A 16,031-nucleotide genomic window follows, 5' to 3' on the forward strand; every position below is an offset into this window, starting at 1 on the left:
GTGCCTGGAGAACGGATGCCGCAAAATCATAACAGGCTGGAAGGGTGCGTTATTGTGGCGCGTGCCTCGTTGGCGCACGGACAGCCCGACCATTTGTGCGTCGGCGAACTTGGGGGTATCTGAATAATGCGCCGCTCTTCTTTTGGCAGTCGATAATCAGCGCAGCATTTCGTCGAACGATCCATGGCAGCTTCTTCGACGCGGCGAAATCGATTAGTCTGTATCGTCATCACGGACCTTCTTGAGCGCAATGACGATGCAGCAACTCGACATATTTGCCGACAGCCGGGACGTAGCGCTGCGCAATGATGTGGTGGAGCAGTTGCAGCTTCGCGACGCCGCCGCGGCACGAACGGCACTCACAGTGCTCGCCGGCGAATACCCGAGCGACAGTGCCCTGCCTTCCATGACGGTGCTTGTCCAGCAACTTGAGAACGCATCAACGCTCGCCGTGACCGACCACGCTGAGTTGGCCGTGATCTGCCGTCACTTTGAGAATGAGGTGGCGCACGCTGCCCGACAAGTTTTGCCCGAGCGGTACGCCCAGTTTTGGACGACACAATGTTGGCGTGAACTCGCTCAGCGCGTCGCAGCGATGAGGTACCGTGCCGGTGACCCGGACAGTCACGCCGCACCTCTGTGGCTTCGGGCAAGTGACTGGGCCGCTGCAAGCGATGCTATCGAATCGATTGAGTCCTGGTGGCGCATTCCATCGCCGCTCGCCTGGATGACCGAGGCGCGCTATCGTTTCGCTGGAGTCGATGCCGCGTGGCCGCTAATTGCGGAGTTGGCGTGGTTGGCGCCGGCCCGGTTCACCGCGCTCATCGTCACCCTGCAGGACGCTTCGCTCAACGTGCTGCGTCGACGCTTTGATGCAGATTTCCAAGGCACAGGCGAAATCGAAGATTACGCGTGGTTTCCAGCGTGGCTGCTGATCACCAAACCGGGAGTCGCAGGCAGGCTCGGCGAGGCGCGCGTACAGCGCGATCTGCCGGCATCGCGTGCGACTGCCATACTCGGAGAGATTCTGCGTCGGGAACGTGAAGGCGAACAGCACGAACTGATTGCCCTGCGTCAAGAGATCCGCCGCCTGCATTCGGGCCTTTTTGACATATACATGGCAACGCGGAACGTGCAGCACCGATGAGGCCACGCCGCGTACGTTGCCGTGCCTCGGACCGCCGCGTCCCGAACGAAAACCGAATCACTGACTCGGAAATCTTCGCTGCAGACTTTCGGCTGCGCGTGGACGGCGATGCGGACTCTGGCGTTTGCCCTTTATGCATAGGCATTGGTTCGCCGACCGTGCAGGGCGTCGCGCGCCGCGCGAAGGTCCCCGTGGGTTTTGTATCGCGCGTGCTCAATGGACGCGACAACGTCGCACTGAAGATCCGCAAGGCCGTGACCCATCGAGTACCTCGACCTAGGGTTATCCCGAATGCAGCAAGAATTTGTTGTTCAACCACTCATTAATCTTAAGCGGGTGCTTACCTATACTGAAGTCACTCAAGCGCAAACAGGGCTGTTTGCGAAAAACAAGACTCGGAGGTAAGTATCATGAAACTCGCAACTATCGTCGTCGCCGCCGCACTCGCTATCCCGGCAGTTTCTTCTTTCGCTCAAAGCCAACCGCTGACCCGCGCGCAAGTAAAGGCAGAGTTGGTTCAACTTGAACGCGCTGGATATAACCCGAGCATGGATCGCGTGACGTATCCGGCCGAGATTCAAGCAGCCGAAGCGAAGGTCGCAGCGCAGAACGGGCAAACGAGCTACGGCGGCGTGGCTGACACTGCGTCGGCTTCGGGCGGCCCAGCTCACACCGGCAATAGCATCGCTCCTGTCTATTTCGGTCACTAATCGACCGGCAGAGCCAAGAGGCTCTTGCTCAATACAAGAGGACTGGCCGCTGTGGTGGTACCGCAGACGCCAGTTTGCCTAATAGCACCTCCGCCACCGGCGTAGCCGATGGCTTGCCCAGCACTTAACTCGTCCTGGGCCTTTTTGCGTGGGTGTGTTTAGGGGAAAAGGACAGCGGCGATGTCTCTGGCGCTAGCAGGAGCGTGAATTACATCGATGCGCGGGTTACCCAGTGACGCGGTAGAAGATCTGGCAGCTGCCGTGAACACGATGCCGCATGCCGCGTCTTTGTATCGAGGCACGAGCGGGTAGGCGAGGGCCATATCTGCAAGGCTCATGCACTTGTCGCGCGGCGCATCTCGAGAATGAAGCTTAGCCGGACGGCAGGGTTCACGTACCGCAGGGATCTGAACGGCCGCTTGCTTTACGAAGCGAGGCTCGATATCGAAGCTTGAACATCAGGCGTGAGACACCCGAGGCCGATGAGCGTCTTTTCCACGGCCACGTCCAGCGGCGTGTGCGGCTCGTGCCCGAGCGTCTGGACGAGCCGCGCGTTATTCAGATGCACGGGCGTCGTCCATAGATAGCGCATTTCCTGAAGCTCCCTGAATGTTACATTGAACGGCGCGGCAAGCGCGAGCAGCCACCACGGAAAGCCGACGACAGCGGGCGCGCGCCCTGTGCGGCGCGCGACTACACGACGGATCGCGTCGGCAAAGCCGGTGCCGTCCTCGTCCCAATGACCGCTCATGTGAAAGCGCGCGAACGCATCAAGCGAATGGCGGTGCGCAAGCAGTTTAACCATCGTGCGAGCCACATCGGGCAGATATGCCCATTGATGCCCAATGCCGCGCGCACCCGGATTGCTGATCTTCGCCACCGGCTTTCCGGGCTTCACGAGTCCTTGCGCGAGCCAGTTATTGCCCGCTCTTAACCCGAAGAAATCGCCCGCGCGCACGACCAGCACTCGCGCGCCTTCCTTGCTACCGCGTTGCAGACGCGCTTCCATTTCCACGCGAATCGCGCCTTTGCGCGTGACGGTATGCTGTGGCGCGTCTTCGTCGATGAATGGAAACGCGTCCGGCCCGAAGTTGTAGACCGTGCCCGGCAACACGATGGTAGCGCCCTGCGCCTTTGCAGCCGCGATGGTGTTGTCGATCATCGGCAGCACCAGTTCGGCCCAGCGCTTGTATCCCGGCGGATTTACCGCGTGCACGATCACGGATACGCCCTGCGCCGCGCGCATTACGTCGGCCGCGGTCATCGCATCGCCGTGAATCCATTCGATGCCGTCGCCCTTCGATGTCCCCGCGCCACGCCGCAGCCCGCGCACGCGCCAGCCCGCTTCGCGCAATTGCCGCGCGACTTCCCCGCCAATGCCGCCCGTCGCCCCAAGTACCAGAACCGTTTCGCCGTGCGCCATGTCACGCTCCCTAAGTTGTCGGTAAAGCCATTCTCCGCGCTTCGCACGCACATTAAAATTGGCGAACTTCGTTGATCCGATATACAAAAACGTATGGCAGACGACATCGGCTGGGAGCTTTACCGAACGTTCCTCGCAGTGCTGCGCGAAGGCTCGCTGTCGGGTGCGGCGCGCGCGCTCGGCATCACGCAGCCGACGGCGGGGCGCCACGTTGAAGCGCTCGAACGGGCGTTGAAGGTAAGTCTATTTACGCGCTCGCAGAACGGGCTTCAGCCGACCGACGTTGCGCTTGCATTACAGTCGCACGCCGAAGCGATGCAGAGCACGGCGGCATCGCTCAAGCGCGCAGCGAGCGGGCACGCGGGCACCGATGGCGCGGGCGTGCAGGGCGTCGTGCGCGTATCGGCAAGCGAAGTGGTCGGCGTCGAAGTGCTGCCGCCGGTTATCGCCGCGCTGCGCGAGCGGCATCCGCGATTGATCGTCGAACTGGTGCTGTCGAACCGCGTGCAGGACTTGCTGAGGCGCGAAGTGGATATTGCCGTGCGCATGGTGCGTCCGCGTCAGACGCAACTCGTCGCGCGGCGCGTCGGTGTGATCGAGGTTGGGCTTCATGCGCGGCGCGACTATCTCTACCGTCACGGCACGCCGCGCAGCATGTCGGCGCTCGCAGAGCACGCCGTCATCGGCTACGACCAGCCAAACGCGTTCATTCGCGATGTGAGTCGCACGTTGCCGGGTTTTCGTCACGCGTTGTTTTCGATGCGCGCCGATAGCGATCTCGCGCAACTCGCACTGATCCGCGCGGGTGCGGGAATCGGCGGATGTCATGTCGCGATTGCGCGCCGTGATGGTCTCGTACGCGTGCTGTCGAAAGCGTTCGCGCTCCCACTCGAAACTTGGGTGACGATGCACGAAGATCTGCGCGCGAGCCCGCGCTGCCGCGTTACCTTCGATGCCCTCGCTGACGCGCTCGAACAATACGCTCGATAACGCCCGACTGGTCTACACGCGGAGCCGCAAGCCTCACTGTGAGCGTCGGCGCGAGGCATCGACACCTGCGCAATGCGCGCGCGTCTTGCGAAACTTTTTCAGCCGATTTCGACGAGCGGCGCAACAAGTTCGCATGCTACGGCACGACGGGTTTGTTCCATGCCGTGTCGATGATCCTCCGTGAGACGCCGCAGCGCATGTTCATGGCACATGCTTAGCAGCAGAGAAGAGGCATTCGACCACTCTCGTCGAGCGCGATTCAGAAGCGTGTTGCTTTTGCTTATGAATGAGCCCACCGTCGAAAGCGGTGCCCATCCACCGTCGCGAGACGTTTCATTGATTGCGTGAATCAAAAGCCGTTTTAAATCAGGCACGCCGGCCGCGCTTATCGCCTCCGCTTTGTCGCCAGTCTTCCTCAACACCTCAAAGAAAACGAACTTATCGCAAGCGGCAATGAACGGCTCGGGTGTCTTCCGCTCGCCGAGGCCGTAGACAAGCTTCCCGGCTTCCCGAAGGCGTGTCGCGAGCCTCGTGAAGTCGCTGTCACTGAAAACAATGCAGAATCCATCAACGTTACCTGCATATAGAAGATCCATCGCGTTAAATGATAAAAGCGGAGTCCGTTGAATTCTTGCCTTTTGTGTATGCAAATTGTTGAACGGGTTGGATCGCATATCGATGCAACTGGTCATTCCATCCTGCCAAATTCTGTGTCGTCCAGGCTCCGAAGGCGCGCTTAACCGTTGCGGTTCCATACTTTGCTTCTTCTTCCAGCAACTCCCATACAACCGCCGCCGAGGCATTGTCGGCATCGAATATCACGGCAAGTTTGAGCGCGTCGGCCTGATGAGCAGATGCCGCGAGAACCGAGAAGCCCAACGAATGCCGTACCGCCGGGCAGCTTGATGTTGTGCTGGGCGGCCAGGCCGATGTCGTGCTTGTTGACGCGCGGGTGGTTCGGCGCGGTGAGATGTCGCCGCTTGCGAGCCGTGCGCACGATGTGTTAATCGCCTCTCAAGTGGCGACGCCGGCTATTGCCCAGCAGTTCGCCTCGAAGCTGCCGACGAGTGTTGCTGTGGACGATTTGACCCAGGCCGGCATGCTGGGGCTGCTGGACGCGGCCGGCCGCTATCGGGACGACCAGGGTGCGATGTTCGAGACCTACGCGAGCCAGCGCATCAAAGGGCGATGTTCGACGAGCTGCGCAACAACGACTGGCTGCCGCGAAGCGTGCGGCGAACCGCGCGCACGGTGGAAGCGGCCATGAGCAAGGCCGAGCAGGAGCTGGGGCGCTCGGCCAACGAGTCCGAGGTCGCCGCGCAGATGAAGATCTCGCTGGAGGGCTATCAAGGCATTCTGCGGGATCTCCATGGCAGCCAGCTGATCTACTACCACGATTTCGACCGAGCGGCCGACGACGAGCCGTTTCTCGACCGCTTTTGCGCCGACCCCGCGGATCCACTCGTGACGCTCATCGACGAGAACCTGCGCACGGCGCTGATCGCGGCGATCGAGGCATTACCCGAGCGGGAGAAGATGCTGATGTCGCTCTGTTACGAGCACGGCATGGTGCTGCGCGAGATCAGTGCGGTAATGGAAGGGGTGAATCGCGAGTGTCGCAACTGCATAGCCAAGCGGTCGCGCGCCTGCGAGCGAAGGCGGGATATGGTCTGAGAAAAGAAATCTTCGGGCCTTCGTTCAACTTGCGAACGCTCGTAAGGTGAAACTATAAACCTTGATACGTTTACTAGCAGTAGAAACCTTACGCTTTCCTAACTTACAAGAATTTCCTTTTCTTGCCCGTTTTAGCCGTCTATTGTGTTCCGTAAGATTTGAGATGTGAAGCTTACGTTCCAAAAGGGAATGCAATGGCCGACGAGATCGACAACGATAGGCGAAAAATCTGCGTCTTGATTGGCTCGATTCTAGGAGGGAGCACCCCGCTTTTGCTATCAGGCTGTGGAGGCGGAAGCGGAGGTGCGGACTCCTCAACCTCAGCACCGTCGTCGGCGTCGGCTCCTTCATCAGCGTCATCTCCTACGACAACGCCTCCTGCCGCAAAGGCACCCGACGGAGGGGTCGCGTATCTTTTCGATCAGACCGATAGTCGCCTTCTTGCTCTGACCTCACCGGCCGGGGCATGGGGGACGTACATCGGAACCAAGGACGCGTCCGGAAATTCCGCCACTGTTACCAGCTTTGTTTATGAGGACCCTGACAGCGCACAGAACTTCGTCGCCAATCTGACTGACGCGGAGTGCGATGTATTACTGGCGAGTGGGGACCGTTTTGCCGTGATACGGACCGGCCCGTCGTATGCGTTTACGCTTTTCGATGCCGCGTCAGGCACTGTGTATTCGGGAACTTACGACCCAGGCACAAAAACTATTACGCCATCTTCGCTGCCGGTTACGCTTGCGAAGTCGGCCCGACACAATACTTGCGCATATGCGGTGAGCAAAGCGGAACAGGCTGCGTCAGCTGTGCAGCCGATTCTTGTCAAAGTCACCGACCAATGCGGTATGGTGGTGTCTGCGGGTATCGCATCTGCGACGATTACGCCGGAGCCAAGTTCGCAAACGCAGCAAGTCGGTCAGGAGCTTATCAAGCTGCCGCCGCTGCCAGTGTCACTCAGCTTCGATGAGCCTCGGGGAGGATTCTATGGCGAGGGCGCGCTCAAAAACTTCAACGGGAGTTTAACTGCAAACAGCGAGGCCGCCTTCAAAAAGGCGGTCAAGTTTATAAGCGATCAGGTTCAGGATCATGGGGTCGAACTTCTGTTGGAAGGGTTAGCAGACCTGATCCCGGTCGCAGGAGAAGCTGCGATTTTCTTCCGCTTTTCCAAGATATTGATCACTGTTGGCCGAAATCTTGGGAGTGCAAACGACCTCATTGAGGACGCGAAGGATGCCTGGGAGGTTGGCAAAAATTACTACTCACAGGCGACGAATCCCAGCCCGAACGGGCCTGTCGACGTTACGGTTCACTATTCGAATGGTGCGATTCAGAAGAGTGAAACTCGGGTCATCAACACTCCTGGATCAACGCCAGCAAACTTCAACTTTGTGATTGATACCGGTCTACCGTGTTCGAACGGGCCCGTCATCGCAGGAGACTGGACGGGCTCATTAACGCAGCCCAACGGGCCAATTGCCGATGTCTTACAGTTCTCGATGTCTTTCCAAGTTAATGGAAACAGCGTCACCGGTAGCAGCCATATTGTCAGCGGGTCGGCGTTCGCCACCATGTCCTTGACCGGAACACTCACAAGCGATCGCCTTCAATTTGCCGAAACGGGAATAACAAGCCAAATCGCCCCACCTAACGGTGTGGTGTGGTGTCTCAAGACCGGCATTCTCGTGCTGTCACAGGCTGGAGCTAGTCCGACTCTGTCGGGAAGCTGGATCGCAATTTCGCCGCCAGGGTGCCTGCCCGGTTCGATCAACCTCACTAGAGTGGTCGTAACGAGTTAGGGGTTACTGCGCAATACCGCGCCGTTAAAACTTCGACATCCGACCGTCCGGGCCGTACACGGCAGGTTTCTTGTTCGCCCCGCGCAGGATGCTCAGCGCTGTCGCTTTAGTTCATTCGAAGGCTAGCTGTGAGAGCGTCGCAAGCCGCTGCGCTACGTTACCGCCGGGCAGCGCGTCTGCAAGACCCGTATTGGCGTCAGGGTTGGTCAAATTATTCGCTTGTGAATCCATGCGTAGGGGGTCCCCGAACTATTGGGGTACCGGGTAGATGCGCCAAGCGCACGAACCGATACATTCGCAACGGGCATTATCCGAAGGGATGAGCCTTCCGAACGGCAGAGTTGGGCGAAAGGTCGTCTCGCCGTGATGAGGTGCGAATATCGAGCCGTGGCCCGAGCACGGGCCGTGTGTTGATATCGCCGTGTACCACCGATATCAATTCGAACACGGCGACGCTTGCCAGGGGCGCGCAGCACGCCTATCGCGAATTTCGGCAACCGGCCAACTACGGTCGTGGGCGTACGACTTCACACGGGCATTCGAAGGTCCGTTCCGGCCCACGTAACGGACCTATGTGCTCAAGTCATGTCAATCGCGTCGTTTGCCTCACTGCCTCAGATCATGCCTTCAACACTAACGCATTAGTGGTATGCGGGCCACTAGGCCACCACCACCTCGTGTCCCGCGAGACTTGAGATATTGGTCCGGCGGATCATAATTGGTGTTTCACGATCGTCATTAATGGCTTCGAGTGCGGCGATATTTTGCCCAGCTTTTGTCGAGGGACACAGTCTCAGGCATGCTCGACTGGGCGATCGATTTCTCAAAGTGGCGCCGGGCTGCAGTCTTGTCCCAATGGGCGCGAAGCAGAAAGTCAATGGCGTTGCCGTCCTTTTCGACGGCCCGGGAAGGATACCGCCATTCACCCTTGACGCGAATGGCACGCTTCGTCGATCCGCCAGCTCTTACCAACCTGCCGCCTCAGTGGCGAAACGCTTTCTCGAATACCGGCAGCAGCTTGATGGCCCAGCGGTGCCCAGTCGAATGATCGGCCGAAACGCCGCACTCGGCCATCATTTCTTCGAGGTGCCGCAGGCTTAGCGGATAGGCCACGCACCAGAGCACGCAGGTCAGGATCACGTCGAGCTAATGACGCAGGCGTTTGCGCACTCGAGCCACCGCCGGATTCGACGTATTCATCGAACGTTTAGTCGTTCATGTCGTTCCGCGCATGATAGCGGGCCGCCCTGCTGCAGCAGAACGGTCAGGTAAGCAAGTCATCATCGAGCCGCGATTCCTCTCGATCTTTTAAGTGCATCGCAGCCCATCGATCCACGCGGCGAACTCGCCGTCCAAGGTTCTGACGAACGAATCGGCAACCCTTTTCAGCGCCGCGCGCCGGGTTCACTCCTCCGCAGTGACAGTACATGACCCGGGTCATCCGCGCCCCAGTCGATCCGTCCCTCCCGCCGAAGTCCTTGTACTGGATCAAGGAACACGTTGGATTTCACTGGCAGAGAACTTGCATTTCCGGATGTGAATACCATGGGGGCATATTGAAAAAATCGACTGCTCGCATCGTTGCTGACATCCAGCGTTATTGCCTGGCGCATCCGTGCGCTAGGGACACCATCGAAGGCATCGTCTGGTGGTTGCGGATGCAGGACGACGAAGACTTCCAATGCAGCGTCTCCGAGGCGGTCGAGTGGCTTGTCGCGAACGGCGAGTTGGAGCGCAATCAGCTTCAGGATGGCTCCGTGGTGTTCGGCACAAAGCCGCAGGATGCGAACAATCATTGAACGGTCGGTACAAATGGGACAAAGCGAAAAGCTGCTGATAGGGATTCATGTCCATACCCGTCCGGCGGACCTCGCTGCGACACTGAACGCTTTGCGCTGGAATACCGGCAACGCGTTTGATGCGGTGCTGCTCGTGGATGGCCCGGACGATTCGCTTTCGCAAGCATTGCCGGGGCAGTCACACCTCGCCCAGAGTCTGACGACCGAGGCGCGCGGTGCGGCCGCCTGCTTTAACAGACTTGTCGCGCATGCTGACGCCGACTGGTATGTGTTCCTGGAGAGTGGCGGTATCGCAGGTCCTGGGTGGTGGCGTCACATTGTCAACGCGTTGCGTGCGAGGCAAACGCATGGCCTTGCGGGACCGTCTACAAATAGTGCATGGAACGAGCAGTGCGTCTTCCCGACGTCGAGCACGGCTTATACAACGGTGCTGTTGAATGCATTTGTCGCGAGTCGCACCTATGGATCGACGTGGAAAACGCTCGAGCCACTCTACAGCCTGGCCGACTTCTGCTATGTGGTGGGTCGTGATGTAGTTCGCGCGGTTGGCGCGGCGGACGAAGGTTACGGACTCGGGCCGTGTTGGGAGATGGATTACAGCATTCGCGCGGCGCGTGCGGGGTTTGACGGCGTGTGGGCGCGTGGCGCTTATGTTCACCGGCTGCCGTGGACGGAACGTCGACGCATGCTCGAACCCAGGCTGATCGACGCGTCTCGCATGCGCTATCAGGACAAGTTCTGCGCGCTCAGGCTCAACGGGCAATCGAACACTTACGAGTCACACTGCAAGGGTGACGCATGCGAGCATTTCGCGCCGCCCACACGGATTCGGGTCAACGAAGCGCTCATCTCCACGGCCGGCGTTGCGGCCCCCTCTCATGCCGAAGCAAGACCCGTCGCTTCCTGCGTCATGGTCACGGGTGGCAGGCCCGACTTCGTGGGGCAAGCCGTGCAGTATTTCCACCAGCAGGATTTCGAGTCAAAAGAATTGCTCATCATCGACGATGGCCCACAGGACCTCTCCGAAAGATTCGACCACCAGGTTGTTCGTTACAGGCACCTGCGAACGCGCGCTTCGATCGGTGCGAAGAGAAACCTCGGTTGCGAACTCGCGCGGGGCGACTTCATCGTGCACTGGGACGACGACGACTGGTATAGCTCACGCCGCCTGAGCTACCAGCTCACGCCGCTGCTGGAAGGCAACGCAGATATTTCCGCTCTCCGTGTCGAGACCTTCTGGGATCTTGCCAATTGGCGCTTCTGGCGATGCTCGGCAGATGTGCACCGGCGAATGTTCGTCGAAGACGTTCAAGGCGGCACGCTGGCGTTTCGGAGGAATTTATGGCAACGCGGTCTTCGCTTTCCAGATGTTTCTCTCGCCGAAGATGCGGATTTTCTCAAGCTTGCCATCCGCTATGGCGCGCGTCTGGCGCGTCTCGAGAGCAACGGCAACTATATCTACGTGCGGCATGGTGCAAACGCGTGGTCGTTTGTGTGTGGAGAGGTCGTGGACCCGAAGGGCTGGACTCAGATCCAGGAGCCGCTGCTCATGGAGGCCGACCGCCAGTTTTACCGCTCGATGGCTCAGCAACGGCACCACATCTCGCGAATCAAGCGGGACGCGCGTTCCCACGGCAGTTAGATTGAGGGCTTCTTAAGATGATTCAGACCATCGTCGACAAACTGGCCCTGTCCATTGCGAGCATGGCGACACCCGCCGTAAGCGCGGACCGCATCGGTCAGGTTGAGCCCATGTCTGCGTCTCAACTGCCTTGCCTCGTGGTGTCGGTCGCCGTGGACGATTTCCGTGGAACCGGTCTGTCGCGCTTCGCGCGCACGGGTGACGTCGTCACGGAGCAGTCTTTGGTCCTCCAGGTGACGCCCGGAGCGAATGGCTTCTCCGACGACCTGCGCTCGCTTCGGCTCTCTCACTTGCCGCTGAAGAAGAATCCCGCCTCGGTGCCCGGCCCGTTCGGTGCGGCGGACCTCACTGTCCAAAATGTCACGGCGGCCGCACCTGCACCCTACAGTTTCGTTCCGCAACCAGCGGCCGTGGATCAGTTTTCGCTCGATGAGCGGACTGCCACGCTCCACTTCGGCGCTTCGCAGCCCACGGGCGCCAAGCTTCAGATCGTACATTGGACCATGCAATGGCACGACGACATTGCGACCACCCGCGTTCGAGGGCGCCTCTTCGTCGACGTGTGGGATATCGACCCCGTTCAACTCGACAGCGTCTCTCGCAAACTCACAACGGGGCTTTTCCAGGGCGAAGCCGGACTGCGCACCAATGGTTTCGCGCGGATCGCGTTGACCGGTCTCGAGCCAATTTCGAACCTGACGCAACAGCCTGCGCACGGCTCGTCCTTCGCGGCCTGGCGACAGCGCATCGGCTGCGCGTTCATCTTCGACCACGAGACCGGCGGCGCCGTGAGCGAAGGCGTACCGATTGAACGTATCGACGTCGAACCGAGGGGCTTTGAGGGCGAGAGCATGTTAGTGCGGTGAGCCCGCTCGAGCCCGTAATCACGAATCGTCCAAGGAGCAAACGAAATGGCCACAGATCCTGCACTCACGATCCCCGCTGACCAGTCTGGTGCGGGCGCATCGGGCGCCTCAGGGCCGATTGATTTTCCCGGGGGATTCAGCGGGCCGAACGATCCGGCGCAAGGTTCGGCATCGGGTCCTACCTCGGACGTGGTGCCGGAGGTCGCCCATTTTTTCTCGGTTCTCGATGACGACAACTTCGGCATCGAATCCGCCATCAGCATCCCGGAAGCGAACGAGGCCATCACCTTGTTCTCGGTCGTGAACATGTTCCTCGCGGGCAAGGCGAAGAATGACAACGCCGCGGTCAGCACAAACGGCACCAAGGTCGCCGATGTACTGGGCATGCTCACCATCTTCAATGGCCTGCAAACCACCGGTGCCACTGGCACGAACGGCATGGAAGATCTCGCGCGCAGGCTTGGCATCAGCTCGGCAAACTTCTGGACCAGTCAGGAGCGGGTGCTGCTTTCAATCTACGAGCAGCTTCAACGTCTCGGCGATCAATTTCAAACTTTAGAGAAGGAGGGCAGGAGGCAATTCAACATCGGACTCGCGAACGGCGTGACGGCGAACGTCGAATTTCCCAGCTTGTTCCAGCGATTCGTCGATCTTGCGAACGACCCGGCACTCACGATCGACATCCGCCGGGAAGAGAACAACTCGTTCATGGATAAAGAGAAGCTCAACAAGGCTGTCGACCTGATGGTTGATTTGAAGGGGCTAATCCTGCAGATCGTCCGCTCGTTGAGCAAGTACGGCACCATCGCCATGCGCACGCGCAATCGTCTATGTGCCGGGCTTCTGGCGGACGCGCTCGAGGTACTTCAGGCGATTGCTACAGCCAAGGTGACCGAAGACATCGACGAGAAGAATCCGTACGCTGTGCTTGCCCTTCTCGTTGGTAAGGACCGTGACACGGAAGTGGCGCCTCACGTTGTACTGGCGCGCGATGGAAGCCGCCTTCTGAGACTCGCCATCGAAGTCTACAAGGAAGAGGAGGGGGCCTTGGAAGACTACGAGCGCGAACATCTCCTCGATCTGTTTCAACAGGGCAGCGATTCACGACAGTTCCTGACGACGCGCTTGCGCGGCGCAGCGGCGGTGATCAAGCGCTACCCGCTGAAGAACTGGCGCTAAGGGCGAGCGGCCCATGCACCCCTCCGTCAGCCTTGCCATGATCTTACGGGACGCGGCGCCGACGCTCGCCCGCTGCCTGGAAAGTGTGGCGCCCTTTATCGACGAGATCGTGATCGTCGACACCGGCTCCGTTGACGAAACATGCGCAATTGCAAGGCGCTTTACGGGCAATCTTTACGCGTTTCCGTGGAGCGACGACTTCTCGGCGGCGCGCCAGTTCGCGTTCGACCGTGCCACGTCTGAGTGGGTCATGTGGCTCGATGGGGACGACCGGGTGTCGGGCGCTGAGCGGATCCCCGAAACGGTTGGCGCGTGCCAGGCCAACGTCGGCGCGATCCACTGGAAGTACATCGCACGCCGCGACGGAAGTGGCAATACGCGCTGCGAGTTCTGGCGAGAACGATGCGTGCGCAACGACGGCAGCTATCGCTGGACGGGCAAGGTGCACGAGACGCTGGTTCCCAGTACGCCCTGGCGGTCGGTATTCAGCCCAGCGACGGTAGTCATTCACGAGCGATCCGCAGAAGGGTCGAAAGACCGATTCAGGAATCTTCGCATTCTTCGCAAAGAATACGCACGCACGCGCGGCGGATCGGAGCCTCGATTGTTTCTGCACATGGCGATGGAGTTGGCCGAGGTCGGAGACGAGAGCGGCGCAGTATGGTTTCTCGATCGATTTCTTGCCGCCTCTCGATGGGAGGAGCAGAACTATTTTGCAGCGCTGACACTGGCCGGGCTCTTGCGAAAACGCACTGAATATCCGGGTGCGCTATCTGTTGCGCGCTCCGCGCACCGTCGGTTTCCGGAATGGTCCAGCGCCTGCTTCGCAATGGCCCACATCTATCACTGCATGCAGGACTGGGATCGTGTGATTGCCTGGTCAGAGAGCGGATGGAAATCATCTGCGCCGAACACAGTCTGCATTGTCGATCCGATGGAATGGCAATTCCACTGGATCGGACGCTATACCGATGCGCTGGTTCACCGCCGCCGGCTGGCGGAGGCCCGCCAATGGACGCGTCGGGCGCTCGAGATCTGTCCCGACGATCCGGCGCATCGGCGCACGCTCGCATTCCTGGAGCAGTCTGCGCAAACGGGAGCATCAAATGGCTGAAGTCATCACGGAAACGATCCTTCCGGGCACCTATATCACCGTCAACACGGAAGGGCTACTGGGCGTCGGTCCGCTGGCCACTGGCAATATCGGCATAGTCGGTACGGCCGAGCGTGGCTCGACGGAGATTCAGACGTTGAGCAGCGCGGAGGACGCACGTGCCCGCTTCGGGCAGCCGGGGCTGTGGGACAGAAGCGCTCCGGACGAGAACCTGTCGCTCGCGCGTTCTGTGCAACTGCTTTTCGACAACGGCGCAAGTACGGTATACGCCGCGCGCGTGATGGCTACCGAGGATAACAGCGCGAATGGCGTTCAGGCGAGCAAAGGTGCGGCTTTCACCATCGGGGCGGCGAGTGGAGCTGGAACACTGACATTGCAGGCGAGAACGCCAGGCACGTGGGGCAACCGCGTTCAGATTCGCAGTGAACCTGCGGATGCGGAGGATCAGGTCCAGAACGAGCTGCTCGTTCGATCCAGCTCGGGCTTCGCGCTCAGTGCCCAGCAAGTGGGGGCGGCAGGTGCGACCGATCCAGCGACAAGTCTCGGATCCGTTAGCGTGCGTGAGCACGGACTGTCACAACGTTACACGCTGACGACGGGGCCGGCTTCCGCCGATTCGGTGCAGTTGAATGCCGCCGACCGCACGCTGACATTTAATACAGCGCCGGGGGCGGATGCCGAGGTGCGCGCAAGTTACCGCGTGCCGAAGGAAGCGCTCTGCAAGGTCACTATCCAGTATGGGAATCAGAAAGAGCAGTACATCACCCCGAGCTTGTCGAATCTCAATCAACAGCTTCAGGACGCGCCTTCAGGACTTGTCATTGCTGCGGGACCGAATGGGGATGGTCTGCCGAAGATCTCCAATCGTTTCGACTCTTTCACAGGCGGAACCAATGGCACCGTTGCGCTGAGTCACTACATTGACGCGCTCGAGGGGTTTGTGACGATCCCGGTGCAGATTGTCATGGTGGCAGGGCAGCCATTCTCGCGTGTGAAGAGCGCCCTGCTGGCGCATGTGGAAAAGACCGAGAACCTCGGTCACGAACGCATCGCCATCGTGGGCGCAGACAGCAGTGACGTCTCGAAGATTCTGGCGAATGCAAACGATGTCGCAGACAAGCGCGTCGTGCTGGTGGCGCCGGGGCTATTGCAGACCGACCCGGATTCAGGCGAGACGATCGAACTGCCGCCCACGTTCGCGGCGGCGGCCATCGCCGGCAAGCTTGCGTCGCTCGCTCCGCCCATCAGCATTACCAACAAGACGCTGAGCGGGATCGATGCGCTGGCGGCCGACTACAACTACGGTGACCTGAAAGCGCTGGTGCAGAACCGCGTGCTGGCGCTCGAAATGCGGCGTGGCGTCCGCGTTGTGAAGGGCATTACGACCGACGACCAGGCATTTGCGCAGATTACATTGCGGCGAATCGTCGACTACGTCAAGGAAGGAACGCGTATCGGCGCCAACCAGTACATCGGACGGCTCAACAACACTCGCGTTCGGGAGAATCTGCGCACGACACTGGACGGATTCCTCGCGAGCTTGCAACGCGACGACTTTCTCACCGGATACAAGATCACCGTATTCGCGGACCGGGCGATGGAGATCAACGGCGAGGTGCGCGTCATCATGGATCTCAATCCGACTTTCAGCATCGACGTCATTCGCGTTGTCATGAACCTGAGCTAGA

At 59.9% G+C, this 16,031-nt stretch carries 13 protein-coding genes and 2 pseudogenes; 11 read left to right on the top strand and 4 right to left on the bottom strand.

Going from position 1 to position 16,031, the window contains the following annotated elements; translation table 11 throughout:
* The first annotated feature begins 256 nt into the window (after window positions 1–256).
* Window positions 257–1,147 carry a hypothetical protein gene (locus QCE73_RS37205; RefSeq protein WP_309885831.1) on the top strand — a complete coding sequence of 297 codons (891 nt, stop codon included), beginning with the start codon at window positions 257–259 and terminating at the stop codon, window positions 1,145–1,147.
* A gap of 410 nt (window positions 1,148–1,557) precedes the next feature.
* Window positions 1,558–1,857, top strand: a complete 300-nt coding sequence (locus tag QCE73_RS37210) for a DUF4148 domain-containing protein (protein WP_086961714.1) — start codon at window positions 1,558–1,560, stop codon at window positions 1,855–1,857.
* A 424-nt stretch (window positions 1,858–2,281) separates the two neighbouring features.
* On the opposite strand, the gene QCE73_RS37215 is transcribed toward QCE73_RS37210, so the two are convergent.
* Window positions 2,282–3,280: an NAD-dependent epimerase/dehydratase family protein gene (locus QCE73_RS37215; RefSeq protein ID WP_309885832.1), complete on the bottom strand. Its 999-nt coding sequence runs from the start codon at window positions 3,278–3,280 to the stop codon at window positions 2,282–2,284.
* Between the two features lie 93 nt (window positions 3,281–3,373).
* Here QCE73_RS37215 and QCE73_RS37220 point away from each other — a divergent pair, with 93 nt between their 5' ends.
* Entirely contained in the window at window positions 3,374–4,270 is an 897-nt protein-coding gene (locus QCE73_RS37220) for a LysR family transcriptional regulator (protein ID WP_309885833.1), read from the top strand.
* Between the two features lie 98 nt (window positions 4,271–4,368).
* Here the strand turns inward: QCE73_RS37220 and QCE73_RS37225 are convergent, their stop codons facing one another.
* Window positions 4,369–4,866 carry an NYN domain-containing protein gene (locus QCE73_RS37225; RefSeq protein WP_309885834.1) on the bottom strand — a complete coding sequence of 166 codons (498 nt, stop codon included), beginning with the start codon at window positions 4,864–4,866 and terminating at the stop codon, window positions 4,369–4,371.
* A 4-nt stretch (window positions 4,867–4,870) separates the two neighbouring features.
* Window positions 4,871–5,149: an NYN domain-containing protein gene (locus QCE73_RS37230; protein ID WP_309885835.1), complete on the bottom strand. Its 279-nt coding sequence runs from the start codon at window positions 5,147–5,149 to the stop codon at window positions 4,871–4,873.
* 91 nt (window positions 5,150–5,240) lie between these two features.
* Here QCE73_RS37230 and QCE73_RS37235 point away from each other — a divergent pair.
* Window positions 5,241–5,994: pseudogene (locus tag QCE73_RS37235) on the top strand (RNA polymerase sigma factor FliA).
* Window positions 5,995–6,723: 729 nt separating this feature from the next.
* Window positions 6,724–7,743: a hypothetical protein gene (locus tag QCE73_RS37240; RefSeq protein ID WP_309885836.1), complete on the top strand. Its 1,020-nt coding sequence runs from the start codon at window positions 6,724–6,726 to the stop codon at window positions 7,741–7,743.
* A 704-nt stretch (window positions 7,744–8,447) separates the two neighbouring features.
* Here QCE73_RS37240 and QCE73_RS37245 read toward each other — a convergent pair.
* Window positions 8,448–8,883, bottom strand: a pseudogene (locus QCE73_RS37245) (IS6 family transposase); the annotation flags it as partial.
* A gap of 287 nt (window positions 8,884–9,170) precedes the next feature.
* On the opposite strand from QCE73_RS37245, the gene QCE73_RS37250 reads away from it, so the two are divergent.
* Genes QCE73_RS37250 through QCE73_RS37275 form a run of 6 tightly spaced genes read left to right on the top strand, consistent with a single transcriptional unit; the run spans window position 9,171 to window position 16,030 of the window.
* The gene (locus tag QCE73_RS37250; protein ID WP_309885837.1) at window positions 9,171–9,542 is read left to right on the top strand and encodes a hypothetical protein; all 372 of its coding nucleotides are present in this window, start codon (window positions 9,171–9,173) and stop codon (window positions 9,540–9,542) included.
* A gap of 13 nt (window positions 9,543–9,555) precedes the next feature.
* Complete coding sequence (locus QCE73_RS37255; protein ID WP_309885838.1) at window positions 9,556–11,184, top strand: glycosyltransferase; 1,629 nt, start codon at window positions 9,556–9,558, stop codon at window positions 11,182–11,184.
* A 17-nt stretch (window positions 11,185–11,201) separates the two neighbouring features.
* Window positions 11,202–12,050 (top strand): hypothetical protein, encoded by an 849-nt coding sequence (locus QCE73_RS37260; protein WP_309885839.1) that lies wholly within the window; start codon window positions 11,202–11,204, stop codon window positions 12,048–12,050.
* 45 nt (window positions 12,051–12,095) lie between these two features.
* Window positions 12,096–13,229: a hypothetical protein gene (locus tag QCE73_RS37265; protein WP_309885840.1), complete on the top strand. Its 1,134-nt coding sequence runs from the start codon at window positions 12,096–12,098 to the stop codon at window positions 13,227–13,229.
* Window positions 13,230–13,242: 13 nt separating this feature from the next.
* Window positions 13,243–14,343: a glycosyltransferase family 2 protein gene (locus tag QCE73_RS37270; protein WP_309885841.1), complete on the top strand. Its 1,101-nt coding sequence runs from the start codon at window positions 13,243–13,245 to the stop codon at window positions 14,341–14,343.
* Window positions 14,336–16,030 carry a phage tail sheath C-terminal domain-containing protein gene (locus QCE73_RS37275; protein WP_309885842.1) on the top strand — a complete coding sequence of 565 codons (1,695 nt, stop codon included), beginning with the start codon at window positions 14,336–14,338 and terminating at the stop codon, window positions 16,028–16,030. Before QCE73_RS37270 ends, QCE73_RS37275 begins: the two co-directional genes overlap by 8 nt.
* The last annotated feature ends 1 nt before the right edge of the window (window position 16,031 follow it).

The sequence above is a fragment of the Caballeronia sp. LZ029 genome, assembly GCF_031451275.1.
Lineage (GTDB): Bacteria > Pseudomonadota > Gammaproteobacteria > Burkholderiales > Burkholderiaceae > Caballeronia > Caballeronia jiangsuensis.

Coding starts and splice junctions, on each gene's coding strand:
- QCE73_RS37250 (WP_309885837.1), top strand. CDS start 9,171: ATGACCCGGGTCATCCGCGCCCCAGTCGATCCGTCCCTCCCGCCGAAG.
- QCE73_RS37215 (WP_309885832.1), bottom strand. CDS start 3,280: ATGGCGCACGGCGAAACGGTTCTGGTACTTGGGGCGACGGGCGGCATT.
- QCE73_RS37260 (WP_309885839.1), top strand. CDS start 11,202: ATGATTCAGACCATCGTCGACAAACTGGCCCTGTCCATTGCGAGCATG.
- QCE73_RS37265 (WP_309885840.1), top strand. CDS start 12,096: ATGGCCACAGATCCTGCACTCACGATCCCCGCTGACCAGTCTGGTGCG.
- QCE73_RS37225 (WP_309885834.1), bottom strand. CDS start 4,866: ATGGATCTTCTATATGCAGGTAACGTTGATGGATTCTGCATTGTTTTC.
- QCE73_RS37275 (WP_309885842.1), top strand. CDS start 14,336: ATGGCTGAAGTCATCACGGAAACGATCCTTCCGGGCACCTATATCACC.
- QCE73_RS37205 (WP_309885831.1), top strand. CDS start 257: ATGCAGCAACTCGACATATTTGCCGACAGCCGGGACGTAGCGCTGCGC.
- QCE73_RS37210 (WP_086961714.1), top strand. CDS start 1,558: ATGAAACTCGCAACTATCGTCGTCGCCGCCGCACTCGCTATCCCGGCA.
- QCE73_RS37270 (WP_309885841.1), top strand. CDS start 13,243: ATGCACCCCTCCGTCAGCCTTGCCATGATCTTACGGGACGCGGCGCCG.
- QCE73_RS37220 (WP_309885833.1), top strand. CDS start 3,374: ATGGCAGACGACATCGGCTGGGAGCTTTACCGAACGTTCCTCGCAGTG.
- QCE73_RS37255 (WP_309885838.1), top strand. CDS start 9,556: ATGGGACAAAGCGAAAAGCTGCTGATAGGGATTCATGTCCATACCCGT.